Here is a 17,928-nt window from a genome sequence, read left to right on the forward strand (position 1 = left end):
CAATGGAACTCCATTCACGTTGCTTCATCCTTTTTTCCGACGGATAAGATCCATGCTCGATCCCAAATTGTTGCGCAGCGACCTGCCTCTGGTCGCCGAACGACTGGCCCGTCGCGGCTTTACCCTGGACACGGCGCGTCTCGAGGCGCTGGAATCGCGCCGCCGTGAGCTGCAGACCGAGACCGAACGCCTGCAGAACGAGCGCAATACGCGCTCCAAGGCGATCGGCCAGGCCAAGGCATCGGGCGAGGACATTCAGCCGCTGCTCGATGAAGTCAGCGATCTGGGCGAGCGTCTCGACGCCGCCAAGGCGCGTCTCGCCGAGGTGCAGGCCGAATGGGACGAGAGCGTCGCGGCGCTGCCCAACCTGCCCCATGACAGCGTGCCCCAGGGCCTCGACGAGGCCGATAACGTGGAGCTGCATCGCTGGGGAACACCGGGCACCTTCGACTTCGAGGTGCGCGACCATGTCGATCTGGGCGCCAAGTTCGGCTATCTCGATTTCGAGATGGCGGCCAAGCTGACCGGGTCGCGGTTCGCCGTGATGCGCGGCCCCATCGCGCGGCTGCACCGCGCGCTGGCGCAGTTCATGCTCGACAAGCAGACGCGCGAGCACGGCTACGAGGAATGCTACGTTCCCTATATCGTCAACGACGCCTCGCTCACCGGCACGGGGCAGTTGCCCAAGTTCGGCGAGGACCTGTTCAAGCTGGAAGGGGATCATGACTTCTACTTGATTCCCACCGCCGAGGTGCCGTTGACCAACATCGCACGGGAGCAGATCTTCACGCCTGCCGAGCTGCCCCTGAAGCTGACCGCTCACACGCCGTGTTTCCGCAGCGAGGCGGGCGCCTACGGGCGAGACACTCGCGGCATGATTCGCCAGCATCAGTTCGACAAGGTCGAGATGGTGCAGATCGTCGACCCGGCAACCAGCTATGACGCCCTGGAATCCATGCGCGGCCACGCCGAGGCGATCCTGCAGGCGCTCGAGCTGCCTTATCGCGTCGTCACGCTGTGTGCCGGCGACATGGGCTTCGGCGCCGCCAAGACCTACGATCTCGAAGTCTGGCTGCCGAGCCAGGAGACGTACCGCGAGATTTCCTCGATTTCCAACTGCGAGGACTTCCAGGCACGGCGGATGCAGGCGCGCATGCGGCATCCCGAGCAGAAGAAGCCGCAGCTGGTGCATACGCTCAACGGCTCCGGCCTGGCGGTGGGACGCTGCCTGCTGGCGGTGCTCGAGAATTGTCAGCAAGCCGATGGCAGCATCGTGATTCCCGAGGTCCTGCGCGGCTACATGGATGGCGTCGAGCGGATCAACGCCTGACGCCACGTCCGCCATGCCATTGCTCGCCACGGGCAATGGCATGGATCTCTACTTGGTTATAACCTTCCAACCAGACGTTCCTTCCCCGAGATGCCGAGGAACCTTATCGTTTTGGCTATAAGACCTCGTTTTTTAAGTCGAACCGGGAATAACGATGCCTGTTTCTTCGCATGATGTGACATCGCGCTCGTCGCGCCCCCGACGTCTCCACGGCCATGTGGCGCTGGTCGGCGCGGGGCCCGGCGATCCGGAGCTGCTGACGCTCAAGGCGCTGCGCCTGCTGCAGGAAGCCGACATGGTGCTGCACGATCGTCTGGTCAGCGAGGAGATCATGGCGTTGGCCAACCCCGAGGCCCGGCGACTGTACGTCGGCAAGGCGCGGTCGTCGCACAGCGTGCCCCAGGAAGGCATCAACCAGGCACTGGTCGACTGGGCGCGTGCCGGGCATCGCGTGGTGCGGCTCAAGGGCGGCGATCCGTTCATTTTCGGGCGTGGTGGCGAAGAGCTGGAAACCCTGGCTCAGGCGGGCATCGCCTTCGAAGTGGTGCCGGGCATCACCGCGGCCAGCGGCTGCGCCGCCTATGCGGGCATTCCCTTGACCCATCGCGATCATGCCCAGTCGGTGCGGTTCGTCACCGGTCATCTCAAGAACGGTGGCTGCGATCTCGAATGGCCGACGCTGGCGCGTCCCGGGCAGACGCTGGTGTTCTACATGGGGCTGGGCTCGCTGGCCACCATCCGCCATGAGCTGCAGGCGCATGGCATGTCCGGCGACACGCCCCTGGCCTTGATCGAACAGGGCACCACCGCGCGCCAGCGGGTGCATGTGGGCACCCTGGCGGCGCTTCCCGAGGGGCTGCTGGCTGCCATCGACACGGGAGACGTGCGCCCGCCGACGCTGATCGTGGTCGGTGATGTGGTGTCGCTGCACGGTCGGCTGGACTGGTTCGAGCCGGCGTCCTCGTCCACCCAGGGGTGGCGCGACGGCAAGCATCCCACGCCGCTGGACAACGCCTCGAGCGCTTAGCAGGCGCTCGCCTTCCTCCTTCCGCTTGCGCCCGCCCGAGAGGCGGGTGCCGACCTTGTCGTTTCTCTCCTTGTCTTGCGTGCGTGCACTTTTCTGGTGCTCATGACGCCATTCCTCCTCCTCTTTGGTGCGCCCGCGGATCCGGCGTGCGCCATTTAGGTGCGGGCGATGCCCTCTTGTGCTTTTTGTATACGCTATAAGTCATTGTTCCTCATGCGATTTAAAGGGCGGTGCACGAAGTTGGCACATGACTTGCGAGGTGTCGTGTAGACGTCATCGGGCGTCGTCGCTGGATATCACGACAACAGCGTGCATTGGCGCTGCAACAACAATCAGACCCGCAAGGAGTCGTTCGTGAACAAGATCACCTCCACCGCCGCACTCTTACTCTCGATGGGCATCGCGCTTCCGGCCGCGGCCCAGGAAGACACCATCAAGGTCGGGATCCTGCACTCTCTTTCCGGGACCATGGCCATCAGTGAGTCGACGCTGAAGGATGAGCTGTTGATGCTCATCGAGCAGCAGAACGAAAACGGCGGGTTGCTGGGCAAGCAGCTCGAACCCGTGGTGATGGATCCGGCCTCGGATTGGTCGCTGTACGCCGAGCAGGCGCGCGACATGCTCACCGGGGACGACCGGGTCGACGTGATCTTCGGCAACTGGACGTCGGCGTCGCGCAAGGCGGTTCTGCCGGTGGTCGAGGAAGAGAACGGCCTGCTGTTCTATCCGGTGCAGTATGAGGGCGAGGAATCGTCCGAGAACATCTTCTATACCGGCGCGGCACCCAACCAGCAGGCGATTCCCGCGGTCGACTACCTGATGAGCCAGGGCGTGGAGCGCTGGGCGCTGCTGGGTACCGACTACGTCTACCCACGCACCACCAACAAGATTCTCGAGGCGTATCTCAAGGACCACGGCGTCGCCGACGACGACATCATGGTCAATTACACGCCGTTCGGCTTCAGCAATTGGCAGTCGATCGTCTCCGAGGTCAAGGACTTCGGCAGCCAGGGCAAGAAGACCGCCGTGGTCTCGACCATCAACGGCGATGCCAACGTGCCGTTCTACACCGAGCTTTCCAATCAGGGCATCAGTGCCTCCGACATCCCGGTGGTCGCCTTCTCGGTGGGCGAGCAGGAACTGTCCGGCATCGATACCGGGCCGCTGGTGGGACACATGGCGGCGTGGAACTACTTCATGAGCGTCGACAGCGACGCCAATTACGACTTCATCGACAACTGGGTCGAATACACCGGTGACGACATGGCCGTGACCAACGATCCCATGGAAGCGCACTACATCGGCTTCAACATGTGGCTGGAGGCGGTGCGCGAGGCCGGCACCACCGATGTCGACGCGGTGAAGGATTCGATCATCGGCGTCACGGTGCCCAACCTCTCCGGCGGCTCCTCGGCGATGATGCCCAACCATCACATCACCAAGCCGGTGATGATCGGCGAGATCCAGGACGACGGTCAGTTCAGCGTGGTCTGGGAAACCTCGGGCAATGTCGCCGGCGACGCCTGGTCCGACTATCTCCCCGAATCGCAGAACCTGATCAGCGACTGGCGTGCGCCACTGCGCTGCGGAAAGCTCAACGTCGACACCATGACCTGCGAGGACGGCGCCGGCGCCGAGTAAGCACGCCCACGGCGAGCGTCCGGCGCTCGCCGTTTCCTTCACGTCATGACGCTCCGCAGGCTGGGGCGCTCCCGAATCGTGCGCCGCGATCGTCGCGGCGCGAGAAGGAACCTTTCGATGACGCCAACTCACGCGACGAATGTTCGGCCAGAAGGCATGACTGGACCGCAGGCCGGCTCCGGTTTCCGGCATTGTCTGATGGTCGTGGCCGCACTGCTGGTGTGGCTCGCCATCGTCTCGCCGGTGCAGGCCGAGGTGACGCCGCAGCGTGCCCAGGCCTTGCTGCAGGCGCTGGACACCGACGACTTCGATGCCAAGGCCGAGGCCGCCCAGGCCATCGCCGCCAGCGACGCCGCCCAGAAAACACGCTGGCTCGAGGCCTTGCTCGACGGCCGTCTGGGACGCGAGCGCCGTGGCGAGCGTTTTTACATTATCACCGATGACAGCGGCCGCGAATGGCCGATCATCGATGCCATCACCTTCGAGGAGGCCGGCACCGGCTCCCGGCGCAGCGTCGATGCATTTCGCATCAACAACGCGCTGCGCACCCAGTTGCAGGGCCTGATCGCCTCGCTGTCGCTCGACGAAGGCGACGAGGCGACCCGCCTCGAGGCCGCGAAGCGCTTGATCGGCGAGGTCGATGCGCAGAGCGTCGACGCGGTCGCCGCGCAACTCGACGACGAGGAGAGTCCCGCGGTGCGCGCCGAGATCGAAACCGCACTGGCGCTGTATCGCGTGGAGCAGGGCGATGCCTCGGCCCTGGAAACCCTGCGCGGCAATCTCGACACCCGCGTGCGCAATTCGCTCGCTACCATCGCCGCCAGCGACGCCCCGATCGCCGCCGAGGCCGGCGAGACGCTGGCCGGCATCGAGAGCAAGCGTGCCTGGTACGAGCGCGGACAGACGCTTTTCTTCGGCTTGAGCGCAGGGTCCGTGCTGGTGCTGGCGGCGATCGGCCTGGCGATCACCTTCGGCGTGATGGGGGTGATCAACATGGCGCACGGCGAGTTGATCATGCTGGGGGCCTACACCACCTGGATGATCCAGCAGTTGCTGCCCGGGCAGCCGGGGCTGGCCTTGTTGCTGGCGATCCCCGGCGGTTTCCTGGTCGCGGCGGCGTTCGGCATTCTCATCGAGCGCAGCGTGATCCGCTTTCTCAAGGGGCGTCCGCTCGAGACGCTGCTGGCGACCTTCGGCATCAGCCTGATCCTGCAGCAACTGGTGCGCACGGTGTTCTCGCCGCTCAATCGCCGGGTGGCCTCGCCGGACTGGCTGCAGGGCGCATGGCAGATCAACGAGGCCTTGTCGCTGACCCTCAACCGCCTGGGCGTGCTGCTCTTCTGCCTGGTGGTGTTCGCCGCGCTATGGGCGCTGATGCGCTACACCCGGCTGGGGCTGGAGGTGCGTGCGGTGACCCAGAATCGTGCCATGGCACGCTCGATGGGCGTGCGCGCCGCGCGGGTGGACATGCTCACCTTCGGCCTGGGTGCCGGGGTCGCCGGGCTGGCGGGCGTCGCCCTGTCCCAGATCACCAACGTGGGGCCCAACCTGGGGCAGAGCTATATCGTCGACTCCTTCCTGGTGGTGGTCTTCGGCGGCGTCGGCAACCTGTGGGGCACCCTGGTCGCCGGCATGTCGCTGGGCGTGATCAATCAGGTCCTGCAGCCCTGGGTCGGGGCCGTGCTGGCCAAGGTGATCGTGCTGATCGGCGTCATCCTGTTCATTCAGAAACGTCCGCAGGGCCTCTTCGCGCCCAAGGGGCGGACCTCATGAGTGTCGCCACGATGTTCAAACGCAATTCCCTGCTCGATGAACGCTCGACCTGGATCACCAGCGTCGTCCTGATCGTCGGCATGCTGGCGGTGGTCGTGCTCCATGCCTTGCCGCCGGATCATGCCTGGCACCTGAACGGCTCCGTCGTCTCGCTGCTGGGCAAGTACCTGACCTACATGCTGCTGGCGCTGGCGGTGGATTTGATCTGGGGTTACCTGGGCATCCTGAGCCTGGGTCACGGGGCCTTCTTCGCCCTGGGCGGCTACGCCATGGGGCTCTACCTGACCGCCCAGCAGGCACCGCTGGCGCCCTGGCAGGCTGTCATGGCTCACTTTCCCGTGGCGGCGCTCGCCGTGATCCTGGCGCCAGGGCTGCTGGCACTGGTCTTCGGCTGGTTGGCGTTTCGCTCGCGGGTCACCGGCGTGTACTTCTCGATCATCACCCAGGCGCTGACCTTTGCGCTGATGCTGGCCTTCAACCGCAACGAAATGGCCATGGGGGGCAGTACCGGGCTGACGCGATTCGATGAGTTGCTGGGCTTCGCGCTCGCCGGCGAAGGCATGACCGTGGCGCTGTTCGTGGCCTCGGGCGTGGCCGTGCTGCTGGCGTTCTGGGGCTGCAAGGCAGTCACGCGGTCACGGCTCGGGCGGGTGTGCATGGCCACCCGGGATGCCGAGGCACGGGTGCGCTTCATCGGCTATCGCGTCGAACACGTCAAGCTGGCGGTGTTCGTGCTGTCGGCGATGATCGCGGGCGTCGCCGGGGCGCTCTACGTGCCGCAGGTCGGCATCATCAACCCGAGCACCTTCGCGCCGCTGTTTTCCATCGAGGTGGTGGTCTGGGTCGCATTGGGCGGCCGCGCCACGCTTTACGGCGCGCTGCTCGGCGCGCTGGTCGTCAATTATCTCAAGACGGTGCTGACCGGAGTGATGCCGGATGCCTGGCTGTTTCTGCTCGGGGGCTTGTTCGTGGTGGTCACCATGTTCCTGCCGCAGGGCGTGGCGGGCCTGATGGCGCACCTGCGTCGGCGCCGGGAGGTGACCGCATGAGCATGATGGATTCGCAGCGCATGCAACGCCTGCGCGAGTTCGCGCGCCCCGATCGCGTCTTCGACTTCATGGCACCGGCGGACTCCCCCGTCGACGTGCGTCACGGGCCGATTCTCTATCTCGAGGATGTCAGCGTGAGCTTCGACGGCTTCAAGGCCATCGACAACCTCAATCTGACCATCGACGACGGCGAGCTGCGCTGCATCATCGGCCCCAACGGCGCCGGCAAGACCACCATGATGGATATCATCACCGGCAAGACGCGTCCCGATCGCGGACAGGCCTGGTTCGGCAGCCGCCACAACCTGCTGCAGATGGACGAACCGCAGATCGCCAACCTGGGGATCGGGCGCAAGTTCCAGAAACCCACCGTGTTCGAGGCGCTGTCGGTGAACGCCAACCTCGAGCTGGCGATGGCCGGCGACCGGCGCGTGTGGAAGACCTTGCTGGCCCGGCTCGACCACGAGGGGCGCGAGCGTATCGACGAGGTCATGGAGATCATCGGCCTGAGCGGCGAACGCGACCGGCTGGCCGGTGTGCTTTCGCATGGCCAGAAACAATGGCTGGAGATCGGCATGTTGCTGATGCAGCGCCCGCGCCTGCTGCTGGTCGACGAGCCCGTGGCGGGCATGACCGAGCCGGAAATGCACCGCACGGCGGAGTTGATGACGCGCCTGGCCGGCCAGCAGTCGGTGGTGGTGGTCGAGCACGACATGGGGTTCGTGCGCTCCATCGCCCGTACCGTCACCGTGCTGCACCAGGGCAGCGTGCTCGCCGAGGGCAGCATGGACGAGGTCGCCAACGACCCGCGAGTGATCGACGTCTATCTGGGCGGTGACGAATCGTCCGACGTGCGGGAGGGAACCTGATGCTCAGCGTCGACAAGCTCAACCAGTATTACGGCGAAAGCCATATTCTGCGCGATCTCTCGCTGGAGGTACCGGCGGGGCGCTGCACCTGCGTCATGGGCCGCAATGGCGTGGGCAAGACCACGCTGCTCAAGGCCATCATGGGCGAAGTGGCGGTGCGCGACGGTCAGGTGCGTTTCACCGACGAGAACCTGCTCAAGCGGCGCCCCGAGAGCCGCGCCGATCTGGGCATCGGCTACGTCCCCCAGGGGCGGCAGATCTTCGCCACGCTGAGCGTGGAAGAGAACCTGCGCATCGGCCTGCCGGCACGGCGCAAGCGCATGCAAGGCGCAGCGGAGCGGGGCATTCCCGAGCGTATCTACGAACTCTTTCCGGTGCTTCGGGAAATGCGTCACCGGCGTGGCGGCGACCTGTCCGGCGGCCAGCAGCAGCAACTGGCCATCGGCCGGGCGCTGGTGATCGAGCCGCGCCTGCTGATCCTCGACGAACCCGGCGAGGGCATCCAGCCCAACATCGTCGCGCAGATCGGGGAGGTGATACGCCGGCTCAATCAGGAGGACGGGCTCACCGTGTTGCTGGTCGAGCAGAAGCTCCCGTTCGCACGCAAGTACGCCGATCGCTTCACGATCATGGACCGGGGGCAGACGGTCGCCGGCGGCGAGATCGGCGAACTCGACGATGACCTGATCAAACGGCACCTGACGGTATGACGGACTTGTCGTTTCCTGGCCAGGCGGCGCTGCCCGGTGAAGGGGCGAGCCAGCCGTCCGGCGGTTCGGGGCACCGCTTCGATACCCGGCGCCACTGGGCGGCTTCCCTGTCGCTGGGCTTTCGCGATCGCGATGGGCGCACGCGGATGACGCGTGCGCGCCACCACGGCCCTCTGCGCGTGCAACGGCCGTTCTATCCCGAAACGGGCCATGTTCCCGACGCTCGCTACGCGGAGCCTTGCCATGTGTATCTGTTGCACCCGCCGGGCGGACTGGTCAGCGGTGACGAGCTGCGCATCGACATCGAGGCCGAGAGCGGCGCCCATGCCCTGCTGACCACGCCGGCGGCGACCAAGCTGTATCGCGCCGATAGCCATGGCGTGTGCTGGGGGCAGCACACGCATCTGAGCGTGCGGCCCGGCGCGCTGCTCGAATGGCTGCCGCAGGAAACCCTGTGTTTCGACGGCGCGCGTGGCATGCAGAGCACGACGCTGGATGTGCAGGGCGATGGCTGCTGCGTGGGCTGGGAAGTCCTGGCGCTGGGGCGTCCCGCCAGCCAGTTGCCGTTCGTCAGCGGACGGGTCGAGCAGCGCTTCGCGTTGACGCGCGACGGACGCCCGCTATGGCGTGAACGTCAGCCGCTCGATCCCATGCATCCACGGTTCCACGGTTATTGGGGACAGGGCGGCAGTACGGTGCAGGCGACGCTCTGGGCAGTGGGGCTGACGGCGCCGCAGGCCGCGGTGGAGGCCCTGAGGGAATGCTTGCCGGCATCGCGGCACTGGGCCGTCACCCAGCGCCGCGACGTGCTCCTGCTGCGCTACCTGGGCGATGAGCGCAATGCCGCCTGGGAGATTTGTCAGCAGGCCTGGGAGGTGCTGCGGCCCTGGCTGTCGTCACGGCAGGCCAGCGTGCCGCGGATCTGGATGACCTGACGACGGCCCGACGCCCGAATTCATCAAGAGAGAGTTGCCGATATGGAATTGACCCCGAGAGACAAGGACAAGCTGCTGCTGTTTTCCGCCGCGCAACTTGCCGAACGACGCCGTGACCGTGGCCTCAAGCTCAACTACCCCGAGGCGGTGGCCTTGATCAGCTTCGAGATCCTGGAAGGCGCCCGCGACGGCAAGAGCGTCGCCGAACTGATGAGCGCCGGGCGCGAGATCCTGACCCGCGACGACGTCATGGAAGGCGTGGCCGAGATGGTCGATGAGGTGCAGGTCGAGGCGACGTTCCCGGACGGCACCAAGCTGGTCACAGTTCATAGCCCGATTGTGTGACGGAGTCCGCAATGGCTGCGCTCGCGCATTTCAGCAACCTCGTAAGGAGGCGCCATGATTCCCGGTGAATACCAGTTGCAGGACGGCGAGATCGAGCTCTGCGCAGGGCGCGAGCGGATCACCGTCGAGGTCGCCAATACCGGCGACCGGCCCATCCAGATCGGGTCGCACTACCACTTTGCCGAGGCCAACCCGGCCTTGATCTTCGACCGCGACAAGACGCGCGGTTATCGCCTCGATGTGGCGGCGGGCACGGCGATTCGCTTCGAGCCCGGCCAGCGCCGCGAGGTGACCCTGATTCCCTTCGTCGGCCGACGGCATGTCTACGGCTTCCGCCAGGCGGTCATGGGCGCCTTGGACGAGAAAGGAGCGACGTCATGAAGCCGACTACCATCGACCGTCAGGCCTATGCGGACATGTACGGCCCGACGGTGGGCGATCGCGTGCGGCTCGGCGATACCGAGCTGTGGATCGAGGTCGAGCAGGATTTCACCCACTACGGCGACGAGGTCAAGTTCGGCGGCGGCAAGGTGATCCGCGATGGCATGGGGCAGAGCCAGCGCGTCGACGAGGCGGTGATGGATACCGTCATCACCAATGCCCTGATTCTCGACTGGTGGGGCATCGTCAAGGCCGACGTGGGACTCAAGCAGGGCCATATCGCGAGCATCGGCAAGGCCGGCAATCCGGATACGCAACCGGACGTCGACATCGTCATCGGCCCCGGCACCGAAGTGATCGCCGGCGAAGGCAAGATTCTCACCGCCGGGGGCATCGACGCCCATATTCACTTCATCTGCCCCCAGCAGGTGGAAGAGGCGTTGATGAGCGGCATCACCACCATGCTCGGCGGTGGCACCGGCCCGGCCACCGGTACCAATGCCACCACCTGCACCCCGGGCGAGTGGCATCTCGGCAAGATGCTGCAGGCCATCGACGACATGCCCATGAACATCGGTCTGCTGGGCAAGGGCAACGCCAGCCTGCCCGAGGCGCTGGAGGCGCAGCTGGAGGCCGGCGCCATGGGCCTCAAGCTGCACGAGGACTGGGGCACCACGCCGGCGTCCATCGACAACTGCCTGAGCGTGGCCGAGACGTACGACGTGCAGATCGCCATCCACACCGACACGCTCAACGAGTCGGGCTTCGTCGAGGACACCCTGGCGGCCTTCAAGGAACGCTGCATTCACACCTACCACACCGAAGGCGCCGGGGGCGGGCATGCCCCGGACATCATCACCGCCTGCGCCAAGTCGTACGTGCTGCCGTCATCGACCAATCCCACGCGCCCCTACACCGTCAATACCATCGACGAACACCTCGACATGCTGATGGTGTGCCATCACCTCGATCCCAACATCCCCGAGGACGTCGCCTTCGCCGATTCGCGAATCCGCCGCGAGACCATCGCCGCCGAGGACATCCTTCACGACATGGGCGTGATTTCGATGATCGCCTCGGACTCCCAGGCCATGGGGCGGGTCGGCGAGGTGATCTGCCGGACCTGGCAGACCGCCCACAAGATGAAGGTGCAGCGGGGCCTGCTGCCGGAGGACGCTGCGCGCGGTGCGGACAATCATCGCGCCAAGCGGTATGTCGCCAAGTACACCATCAATCCGGCGATCACCCATGGCATCGCCCACGCGGTGGGCTCGGTGGAGGTCGGCAAGCTGGCGGACCTGGTGTTGTGGGACCCGGCCTTCTTCGGCGTCAAGCCGGCCATGATGCTCAAGGGCGGCATGATCGCCGCCGCGCCGATGGGCGACCCCAATGCCTCGATCCCCACGCCCCAGCCGGTGCACTACCGGACCATGTTCGGCGCCCTGGGGCGGGCGGCCAGCCGCACGCGCCTGACCTTCGTCAGCCAGGCCGCGCTGGATGCCGGCATCCGCGAGCGCCTGGGTCTGCAGAGCGATCTGGTGGCCTGCAAGGACGTGCGCGGCGTGCGCAAGGCCGACATGAAGCTCAACGAGGTTTGCCCCCATCTCGAGGTGGATCCGCAGACCTACGAGGTGCGTTGTGATGGCGACATCCTCACCTGCGAGCCTGCCACCGAGCTACCGCTCGCCCAGCGGTACCACTTGTTTTGAGTCACGCGCCAGGGGCGCGTGACCGAGAGGGAGATTGAACGATGTTGAAACTGATCGAACGCCTGGGGCCGATTGCGGCGGAGCAGGCCGGCGAGACGCTCACGTTGCCATTCGAGGCGCGCATGCGCGGGCGGCTCAAGGCGGTCAGCGATGCCGGCCGTGAGCTGGGCCTGTTCCTCGATCGTGGCCCGGTGCTGCGCGACGGCGACGGGCTGCGTGCCGAGAGTGGCGAGGTGGTGCGCGTCCAGGCGGCCGACGAGCCGGTGGTGACGGCACGGATCGAAGGCGCACTGGCGCTGGCGCGGCTGTGCTATCACCTGGGCAACCGTCACGTGCAACTGGCCATCGCGGGCGACGCGCAACGCGGCTGGGTGCGCTTTCCGCCGGATCACGTGCTCGAGGAACTGGCCGAGCGGCTGGGCGCGACGCTCGAGCACCACGCGGCACCGTTCGATCCCGAGCCGGGCGCCTATGGCCAGGCGGAAGGCCACGGCCATGGTCACGACCATCACCACCATCAGGCGTCGGCACATGTCCACTGAGCCGGTGTCGCAGCACGATCCGCTGGCCCTGGCCGGGCTCATGCAGCTGGTCAGTCCGGCGTTGCCGATCGGTGCCTTTGCCTGGTCGCAGGGGCTCGAGAGCGCGCTGGAGCTGGGCTGGGTCGATGATGAGGCAAGCCTCGGCGAGTGGCTCGCCGGCGTGCTCGACGACGGGCTGACCCGCTGCGAATTGCCGGTGCTGGCGCGCGTCCATCGCGCCTGGGCGGAGGGCGACGCCGATGCCCTGGCGCACTGGAATGACTGGCTGCAGGCCAATCGTGAGACCCGCGAGCTGCTCGAGGAAGAGCAGCGCCTGGGCGGCACGCTGGTGCGCTTGCTGAGAAGTCTCGATCAGGTGCCCGTGACGCCGGCCATGCCCGAAACGCCGGGCTACGTGGTGGTCTTCGCGCTGGCCGCTCGGGTACGCGGGGTGAGCCGGGAAGATGCCATGCTGGGCTTCGCCTGGGCGTGGCTGGAGAACCAGTTGACGGTGGCCTGCAAGGCCTTGCCCCTGGGGCAGACGAGTGCCCAGCGTCTCGTCGAGCGCCTGCGCCCGGCCCTTGTCGCGTCAGTCAGCGAAGCCCTGGCGCTGGAAGACGATGATCTGGGACCGGCGTTGCCGGGATTGGCGCTGGCCAGCGCCTTGCACGAAACGCAGTACTCACGCTTGTTCAGAAGTTAAAGGGAGAATTTCTATGACACATTGTCTGCGTGTCGGCGTCGGCGGCCCGGTGGGGTCCGGCAAGACGGCGCTGCTCAAGCAACTCTGTCTGGCCCTGCGCGATCATTACGATATCGCCGTGGTCACCAATGACATCTATACCCGCGAGGATGCCGACTTCCTGCTCAAGCACGAAGCCCTGGCCGCCGACCGCATCCTGGGGGTGGAGACCGGGGGCTGTCCGCACACCGCGATCCGCGAGGATGCCTCGATGAACCTGGCCGCCATCGACGAGCTTCAGTCTCGCCACCCCGCGCTCGAGCTGGTGATGGTCGAGTCCGGCGGCGACAACCTGTCGGCGACGTTCAGCCCCGAACTTTCCGATCTGACGCTCTACGTGATCGACGTTTCCGCCGGCGACAAGATTCCGCGCAAGGGCGGGCCGGGGATCACCAAGTCCGATCTGCTGATCATCAACAAGATCGATATCGCCGAGCAGGTACATGCCTCGCTGGAGGTCATGGACCGTGACGCACGCAAGATGCGCGGCGAGCGACCGTTCGTGTTCACCAACCTGCACGACGGGGTGGGGGTCGAGGAGATCGTCGCCTTCATCCTCGAGCGGGGCATGCTGCCGGAGCGCCGGCCGGCGTCGCAGCGTGCCGGGGCGCCTGCCGCCATGGTCGGCGAGGCCCCGGCCGGTGCCTGATATCGACGCTTGTCACTCATCAAAAGGGAGAGGTTCCATGTTCATGTCTGGTCTTCACGTACGTCGGTGCGCCTGGGTCATGCTGCCGCTGGCATTGTTGTATACCGGTGCGGCAGTGGCGCATCCCGGCCACATGCCGCATTCGCATGCGGGCAGTTTCGTGGCCGGGCTGATGCACCCGCTGACCGGGCTCGATCACTTGCTGGCGATGGCGGCCATCGGGCTGTGGAGCTTCCGCCAGGCGGGCGCGCTGCGTCGTGCCATGCCGCTGTTGATTGCGCTGGGCATGCTGGCGGGCGCCAGTCTGGCCTGGATGGGCATACCGCTCATGGGCGTCGAGTTCGGCATCGCCTCGAGCGTGTTGCTGGCCGGGGTGCTGCTGGCCTCGCTGGTACGTTTGCCAAGTGCCCTGGGCGGCATGCTGGTGTTCGCCTTCATCCTGCTGCATGGCCATGCTCATGGCAGCGAACTGGCGCCGGGGGCATCCGCGTTGTTGTATGCGACGGGCTTCGTGGCGACCAGCGTGGCCATCACCCTGGGCGGACGTGTGCTGGGCGAGTGGCTGGCCCGCCGCGACAACCGTTGGCTGCGTGGCATCGGCGCCGCCATCGCGGCTGCCGGCGGCGCCTTGATGATGGGCTGAGTCGACGCCGGTTACAGGCGCGGCGTTCGCGTGCGCCGATAACCGGCATTGATGAAGCAATAGAGTCCATAGGCCACGAGGCCCAGCGAGACACCGCCGAGCAGCCAGCGGCCGTAGGGTTGCTCGGCGAGTGTGTGGAGCACGCCTCCCAGCCCCTCGGCGTTGTCGGGATCGACCTCGATGGCGGCCACGCTCAGAAAGGTCCCGATGATCACGAAGACCAGCCCTCGTGCCGCCAGCCCCAGGCGGGCGATGCCTTCGAGCAGCGGCATCGGGCCCTTGGGCATGTCCTCGATGTGCCAGTTGCGCCGGTAATGGCGCTTCCAGGCACGATAGAACTGATGCACTCCCACGCCGATGAAGACGATGCCGATTCCCAGCAGGACGAACAGTCCGCCGGGATAGTCGAGCAGCTCGGCGGTGCGCTGCGAGGTGCTGCTGCCTCCGCCACTGGCCAGGGAGAGGATGATCAGCGTGGCGCATTGCCAGGCCAGGGCGATGTACAACAACCCGCTGATGGCGAAGCCGAGACGCTGCAGGATGCCTTTCCAGTCGTTGCCCTTGTGCTCGAGGTCCCACCAGGCCTGGGCGAGCCGCCACAGCACATAGGCGAGCAGGCCGATACCGAGCAGGCCGATCAGCAGGGTGCCGAACGGCCATAGCGCGATGGCGCGAATGACTTCGCCGGTGCCGGCCTGCTGGCCACCGAGCCCGATCGTGGTGAGCAGCGACAGCCATCCCACCGTGAAGTAGATCATACCCTTGGCGATGTAACCGGCACTGGCCGTGCCACTGAGTGCGTTACGCAAGCCGGCCAGGGAAAATTTCATGAGGACATCCTTGTCGCCAGGGTGAGAAGGTGAGAAACGACGCGCTACGTTATCTCGTCGGTGTGGCCGATGTATACCGATGCACCTGGCCGCAAGACATGTCGGAAGGATCCCCTCGCGCGCATGAGTACGCTACCATGTGCGCCTTTCTCGCGCGGTCATTTTAGGTCATCGGCCTGGATCGCGTTGGTATCATTCCTGCGGAGATATACGTGAAGCACTATGTTGTCCGCCCTGTCACGGGCCGTGGCTGGGCGTTGACGATTGCCTTCGTCGCGCTCGTCGTTCTGGGCATCTGGCCGGTGATCGGGTGGATCAATCGGGCGAGCTTGTTCCTCGGCCTGCCGTGGATCGCGGTGTGGGCCTATTTCATCGTGTTCGCCTGCTGTGCCGTCATGGCCATCGGCAATCGGTGGGTGGAGGACGTGCCCGATGACGAGTAGCGTTCCTTTCTGGATCACCCTGGGCTACCTGGGAGTGGCGATCCTGCTTGGTCTGCGCGCGCGGGCAGGGCACTCGATGAATTCCCTCGAGGAGTGGGGCGTGGCCGGGCGCAGCCTGGGCCCGGTCATGCTGTACCTGCTGATCGCGGCAGGCAGCGTCAGCGCCTACACCTTCATGGGGGCGCCCGGGTGGGCCTACACCAAGGGCGTCGCAGTCTTCTATGTGGTGATCTATCTGTCCTACCTGGCGCTGGTGGCCTGGTATTTCGGGCCCAAGGTCTGGGCCTTCGGGCGTCGTTTCGGACACGTCACCCAAGGCGCGGCCATCGCCGACCGCTACGAGAGCCCCTTGCTGGGCGGCCTGGCGGCGGCGGTCATGTCCATCGCCTCGCTGGCGTACGCGGTGCTGCAGACCATCGGCTCGGCTTACATCCTGCACGTGATGAGCGGTGGGCGCGTACCGGTCTGGACGGGCGTGCTGGTGGTGCTGCTCGGCATCGCCGTTTATCTGTACGCCAGTGGACAGCGGGCCATCGGCGTCACCAATGCCTTTCAAGGCGTGCTGATGCTGGCGGTGGCCTGGGCCGTTGGTCTGTGGGCGTCGCAGCGATTCGGCGGCGGGCCATGGTTCGGCGATGTGTTCGCTACCCTGCGTGACCGGGACCCTCGGTTCCTGACGCTGCCTGGAGCGCAGGGCGACATGAGCTTCGCGTTCTGGACCACGTCGATCATCGTGTCGATGCTGTCGTTCATGCCGCCGGTGTGGACGCAATGGATGAGCGCGTCGTCGGCACGCACCATCCGCCGTAGCGCCACCTGGTTGCCGAGCTATTACGTGGTCATCCTGCCGATGGTGGTGGTGGGGTTCATCGGGATCTACAGCCTGCCCGAGCTGGCGCGTGCCGATACCGTGGCGCTGGAGCTGGCCATGCAACAGATGCCTGTCTGGCTGGTGGGCTTGCTGGGGGCGGGTACGCTTGCCGCATCGATGTCGTCCTGCGAACCGTTCCTGCACTCGGTGGCGCTGTCCTACGCCAAGGACATCGCCCAGCCCGCGCTGAGGCTTTCCGATGCCCGCACCGGGGCCCTGGCGCGCTACCTGCTGGTGCCCATCATGGCGTTCATCGTGGCGCCGGTGGCGATCGCCGAACCGGATAACCTGGTGATGATCCTGCTGGTGGGGCTCGGGTTCGCCACCCAGGTCCTGCCGGCCTTCATCGGCATGTTCTTCTGGACCCGCGCCTCGAAGTGGGGCGTGTTGGCCGGCATCGTGGCCGGCTTTTCGCTGACGCTGGCGTTCACTCTCGCATGGCGGAACCCGCTGGGCGTGCATGCCGGATTCTGGGGGCTGCTGGTCAACCTGCCGATATTCGTGCTGGTCTCCTGTCTGACGCGCCCGGCTTCCAGTGCTGTGACCGAGCGCTTTTTCGCGATCGCCGCGCCAGGCTGGCGGGCAGCCGGTGATCGTGGTGCTGTGCACCGCACCTCGGTGAGCGAGTGAGAGCATCGTTGATGCTGCGTGTTGTACAAAGCTTTGCCAATGTCGGTTACACGTCTAAGATGGGGGCGATTCAAGCGATCACCGGTCACTGGGACGCTGCCAAGGGACATGCGTGAATGCGCTGGTTGGTGGCCGGCAGCCAGGGAAGGAGGCGGATGCCGCCTCGCAGGCTCATGTGATCCGAATCACCAAGGAAGACGCAGGTCTCATGTGTCTCCAGAGGCGGGGCATGCATCCGTCTCCAACCGGTCTGGAAAGGCCGGCGTAGATCGATCGCCATGCGTGCATGGCACCTCGCCGGCTATATGGCAGCCGGCGTTTTTTTGTCCGAATGATGAAAGGTGCAAGGAGTCGATGGTGGGGGAGAAAAGACGCGGCATCCGCCAGGCATGGGGCGTGGCTCTGATCGTGGGGCTCGGCCTCGGCGGGGGCGGCAACGCCTGGGGATATTTTTACAACGGTGCCGACTTGCTCGATTTTCAACAGCATTATCAGCAGTTTCGGGATGGAAAAACGTACGATACCAGCAAGTTTTTTACCTACACCGGCTATGTGCTAGGGATCTTCGACCGTCTCGAGGCCGAGGAAAGCATCTGTGCGCCGGGGGATATCAAGGGGCGGGATGTGCTGAACGACGTTGCGCATTATCTGGACAACACGCCGGGCAGTTGGAACGACGCGGCGAGCGATGTCGTCACGGATGCCCTGCAAGATGCCTACGCCTGTCAATGAGGGGATTCACCTCGGCGTGACGGTGTATTACCCGGCTTGTTTGCCGGGTCTTTGTTGATCCAAGTTAAGTTTATTGCATTCGAAATTTGACAGAATGC

At 65.6% G+C, this 17,928-nt stretch carries 19 protein-coding genes; 18 read left to right on the forward strand and 1 reads right to left on the reverse strand.

Annotation, left to right across the window (positions count from 1 at the left end):
* The first annotated feature begins 52 nt into the window (after positions 1 to 52).
* From serS to ABGX75_RS10135, 15 genes are all read left to right on the forward strand, one after another.
* Positions 53 to 1,330 (forward strand): serine--tRNA ligase, encoded by a 1,278-nt coding sequence (gene serS, locus ABGX75_RS10065; protein WP_011507611.1) that lies wholly within the window; start codon positions 53 to 55, stop codon positions 1,328 to 1,330.
* Positions 1,331 to 1,484: 154 nt separating this feature from the next.
* Positions 1,485 to 2,357: a uroporphyrinogen-III C-methyltransferase gene (gene cobA / locus ABGX75_RS10070; RefSeq protein WP_179153288.1), complete on the forward strand. Its 873-nt coding sequence runs from the start codon at positions 1,485 to 1,487 to the stop codon at positions 2,355 to 2,357.
* Between the two features lie 393 nt (positions 2,358 to 2,750).
* Positions 2,751 to 3,998: an urea ABC transporter substrate-binding protein gene (gene urtA, locus ABGX75_RS10075; protein WP_301969340.1), complete on the forward strand. Its 1,248-nt coding sequence runs from the start codon at positions 2,751 to 2,753 to the stop codon at positions 3,996 to 3,998.
* A gap of 156 nt (positions 3,999 to 4,154) precedes the next feature.
* Positions 4,155 to 5,771 carry an urea ABC transporter permease subunit UrtB gene (gene urtB / locus ABGX75_RS10080; protein ID WP_347411313.1) on the forward strand — a complete coding sequence of 539 codons (1,617 nt, stop codon included), beginning with the start codon at positions 4,155 to 4,157 and terminating at the stop codon, positions 5,769 to 5,771.
* Entirely contained in the window at positions 5,768 to 6,820 is a 1,053-nt protein-coding gene (urtC, locus tag ABGX75_RS10085; RefSeq protein WP_110062646.1) for an urea ABC transporter permease subunit UrtC, read from the forward strand. Before urtB ends, urtC begins: the two co-directional genes overlap by 4 nt.
* On the forward strand, positions 6,817 to 7,689 hold the full coding sequence (urtD, locus tag ABGX75_RS10090) for an urea ABC transporter ATP-binding protein UrtD (protein ID WP_258305927.1): 873 nt from the start codon (positions 6,817 to 6,819) through the stop codon (positions 7,687 to 7,689). Before urtC ends, urtD begins: the two co-directional genes overlap by 4 nt.
* Positions 7,689 to 8,399, forward strand: a complete 711-nt coding sequence (urtE, locus tag ABGX75_RS10095) for an urea ABC transporter ATP-binding subunit UrtE (RefSeq protein ID WP_347411314.1) — start codon at positions 7,689 to 7,691, stop codon at positions 8,397 to 8,399. Before urtD ends, urtE begins: the two co-directional genes overlap by 1 nt.
* The gene (locus tag ABGX75_RS10100; protein ID WP_347411315.1) at positions 8,396 to 9,334 is read left to right on the forward strand and encodes an urease accessory protein UreD; all 939 of its coding nucleotides are present in this window, start codon (positions 8,396 to 8,398) and stop codon (positions 9,332 to 9,334) included. Before urtE ends, ABGX75_RS10100 begins: the two co-directional genes overlap by 4 nt.
* Positions 9,335 to 9,376: 42 nt before the next feature.
* A complete protein-coding gene (locus ABGX75_RS10105) occupies positions 9,377 to 9,679 on the forward strand; it encodes an urease subunit gamma (RefSeq protein WP_097023022.1) in 303 nt (100 codons plus the stop codon).
* Positions 9,680 to 9,733: 54 nt separating this feature from the next.
* Complete coding sequence (locus ABGX75_RS10110; protein WP_011507602.1) at positions 9,734 to 10,060, forward strand: urease subunit beta; 327 nt, start codon at positions 9,734 to 9,736, stop codon at positions 10,058 to 10,060.
* Entirely contained in the window at positions 10,057 to 11,769 is a 1,713-nt protein-coding gene (ureC, locus tag ABGX75_RS10115) for an urease subunit alpha (RefSeq protein ID WP_035411943.1), read from the forward strand. Before ABGX75_RS10110 ends, ureC begins: the two co-directional genes overlap by 4 nt.
* Positions 11,770 to 11,810: 41 nt before the next feature.
* The gene (gene ureE, locus ABGX75_RS10120) at positions 11,811 to 12,311 is read left to right on the forward strand and encodes an urease accessory protein UreE (RefSeq protein WP_011507600.1); all 501 of its coding nucleotides are present in this window, start codon (positions 11,811 to 11,813) and stop codon (positions 12,309 to 12,311) included.
* Positions 12,301 to 12,993 (forward strand): urease accessory protein UreF, encoded by a 693-nt coding sequence (locus ABGX75_RS10125; RefSeq protein WP_224113198.1) that lies wholly within the window; start codon positions 12,301 to 12,303, stop codon positions 12,991 to 12,993. Before ureE ends, ABGX75_RS10125 begins: the two co-directional genes overlap by 11 nt.
* A 13-nt stretch (positions 12,994 to 13,006) precedes the next feature.
* The gene (gene ureG / locus ABGX75_RS10130) at positions 13,007 to 13,681 is read left to right on the forward strand and encodes an urease accessory protein UreG (RefSeq protein ID WP_224113199.1); all 675 of its coding nucleotides are present in this window, start codon (positions 13,007 to 13,009) and stop codon (positions 13,679 to 13,681) included.
* A gap of 37 nt (positions 13,682 to 13,718) precedes the next feature.
* Positions 13,719 to 14,324, forward strand: coding sequence for a HupE/UreJ family protein (locus tag ABGX75_RS10135; protein ID WP_011507597.1), 606 nt, complete (start codon positions 13,719 to 13,721; stop codon positions 14,322 to 14,324).
* Positions 14,325 to 14,335: 11 nt separating this feature from the next.
* On the opposite strand, the gene ABGX75_RS10140 is transcribed toward ABGX75_RS10135, so the two are convergent.
* Entirely contained in the window at positions 14,336 to 15,154 is an 819-nt protein-coding gene (locus ABGX75_RS10140; protein ID WP_035411951.1) for a DUF1206 domain-containing protein, read from the reverse strand.
* A gap of 212 nt (positions 15,155 to 15,366) precedes the next feature.
* On the opposite strand from ABGX75_RS10140, the gene ABGX75_RS10145 reads away from it, so the two are divergent.
* The 3 genes from ABGX75_RS10145 (at position 15,367) to ABGX75_RS10155 (ending at position 17,830) form a co-directional block, all read left to right on the forward strand.
* Entirely contained in the window at positions 15,367 to 15,597 is a 231-nt protein-coding gene (locus ABGX75_RS10145; RefSeq protein ID WP_035411954.1) for a hypothetical protein, read from the forward strand.
* Positions 15,587 to 17,098, forward strand: a complete 1,512-nt coding sequence (locus tag ABGX75_RS10150) for a sodium:solute symporter family protein (RefSeq protein ID WP_347411316.1) — start codon at positions 15,587 to 15,589, stop codon at positions 17,096 to 17,098. The genes ABGX75_RS10145 and ABGX75_RS10150 overlap by 11 nt, the downstream gene beginning before the upstream one ends.
* 357 nt (positions 17,099 to 17,455) lie before the next feature.
* Positions 17,456 to 17,830 carry a Rap1a/Tai family immunity protein gene (locus tag ABGX75_RS10155; protein ID WP_347411317.1) on the forward strand — a complete coding sequence of 125 codons (375 nt, stop codon included), beginning with the start codon at positions 17,456 to 17,458 and terminating at the stop codon, positions 17,828 to 17,830.
* Positions 17,831 to 17,928: the final 98 nt, after the last annotated feature.

Source organism: Chromohalobacter sp., assembly GCF_039830575.1.
GTDB classification, from domain to species: Bacteria; Pseudomonadota; Gammaproteobacteria; order Pseudomonadales; family Halomonadaceae; genus Chromohalobacter; species Chromohalobacter israelensis.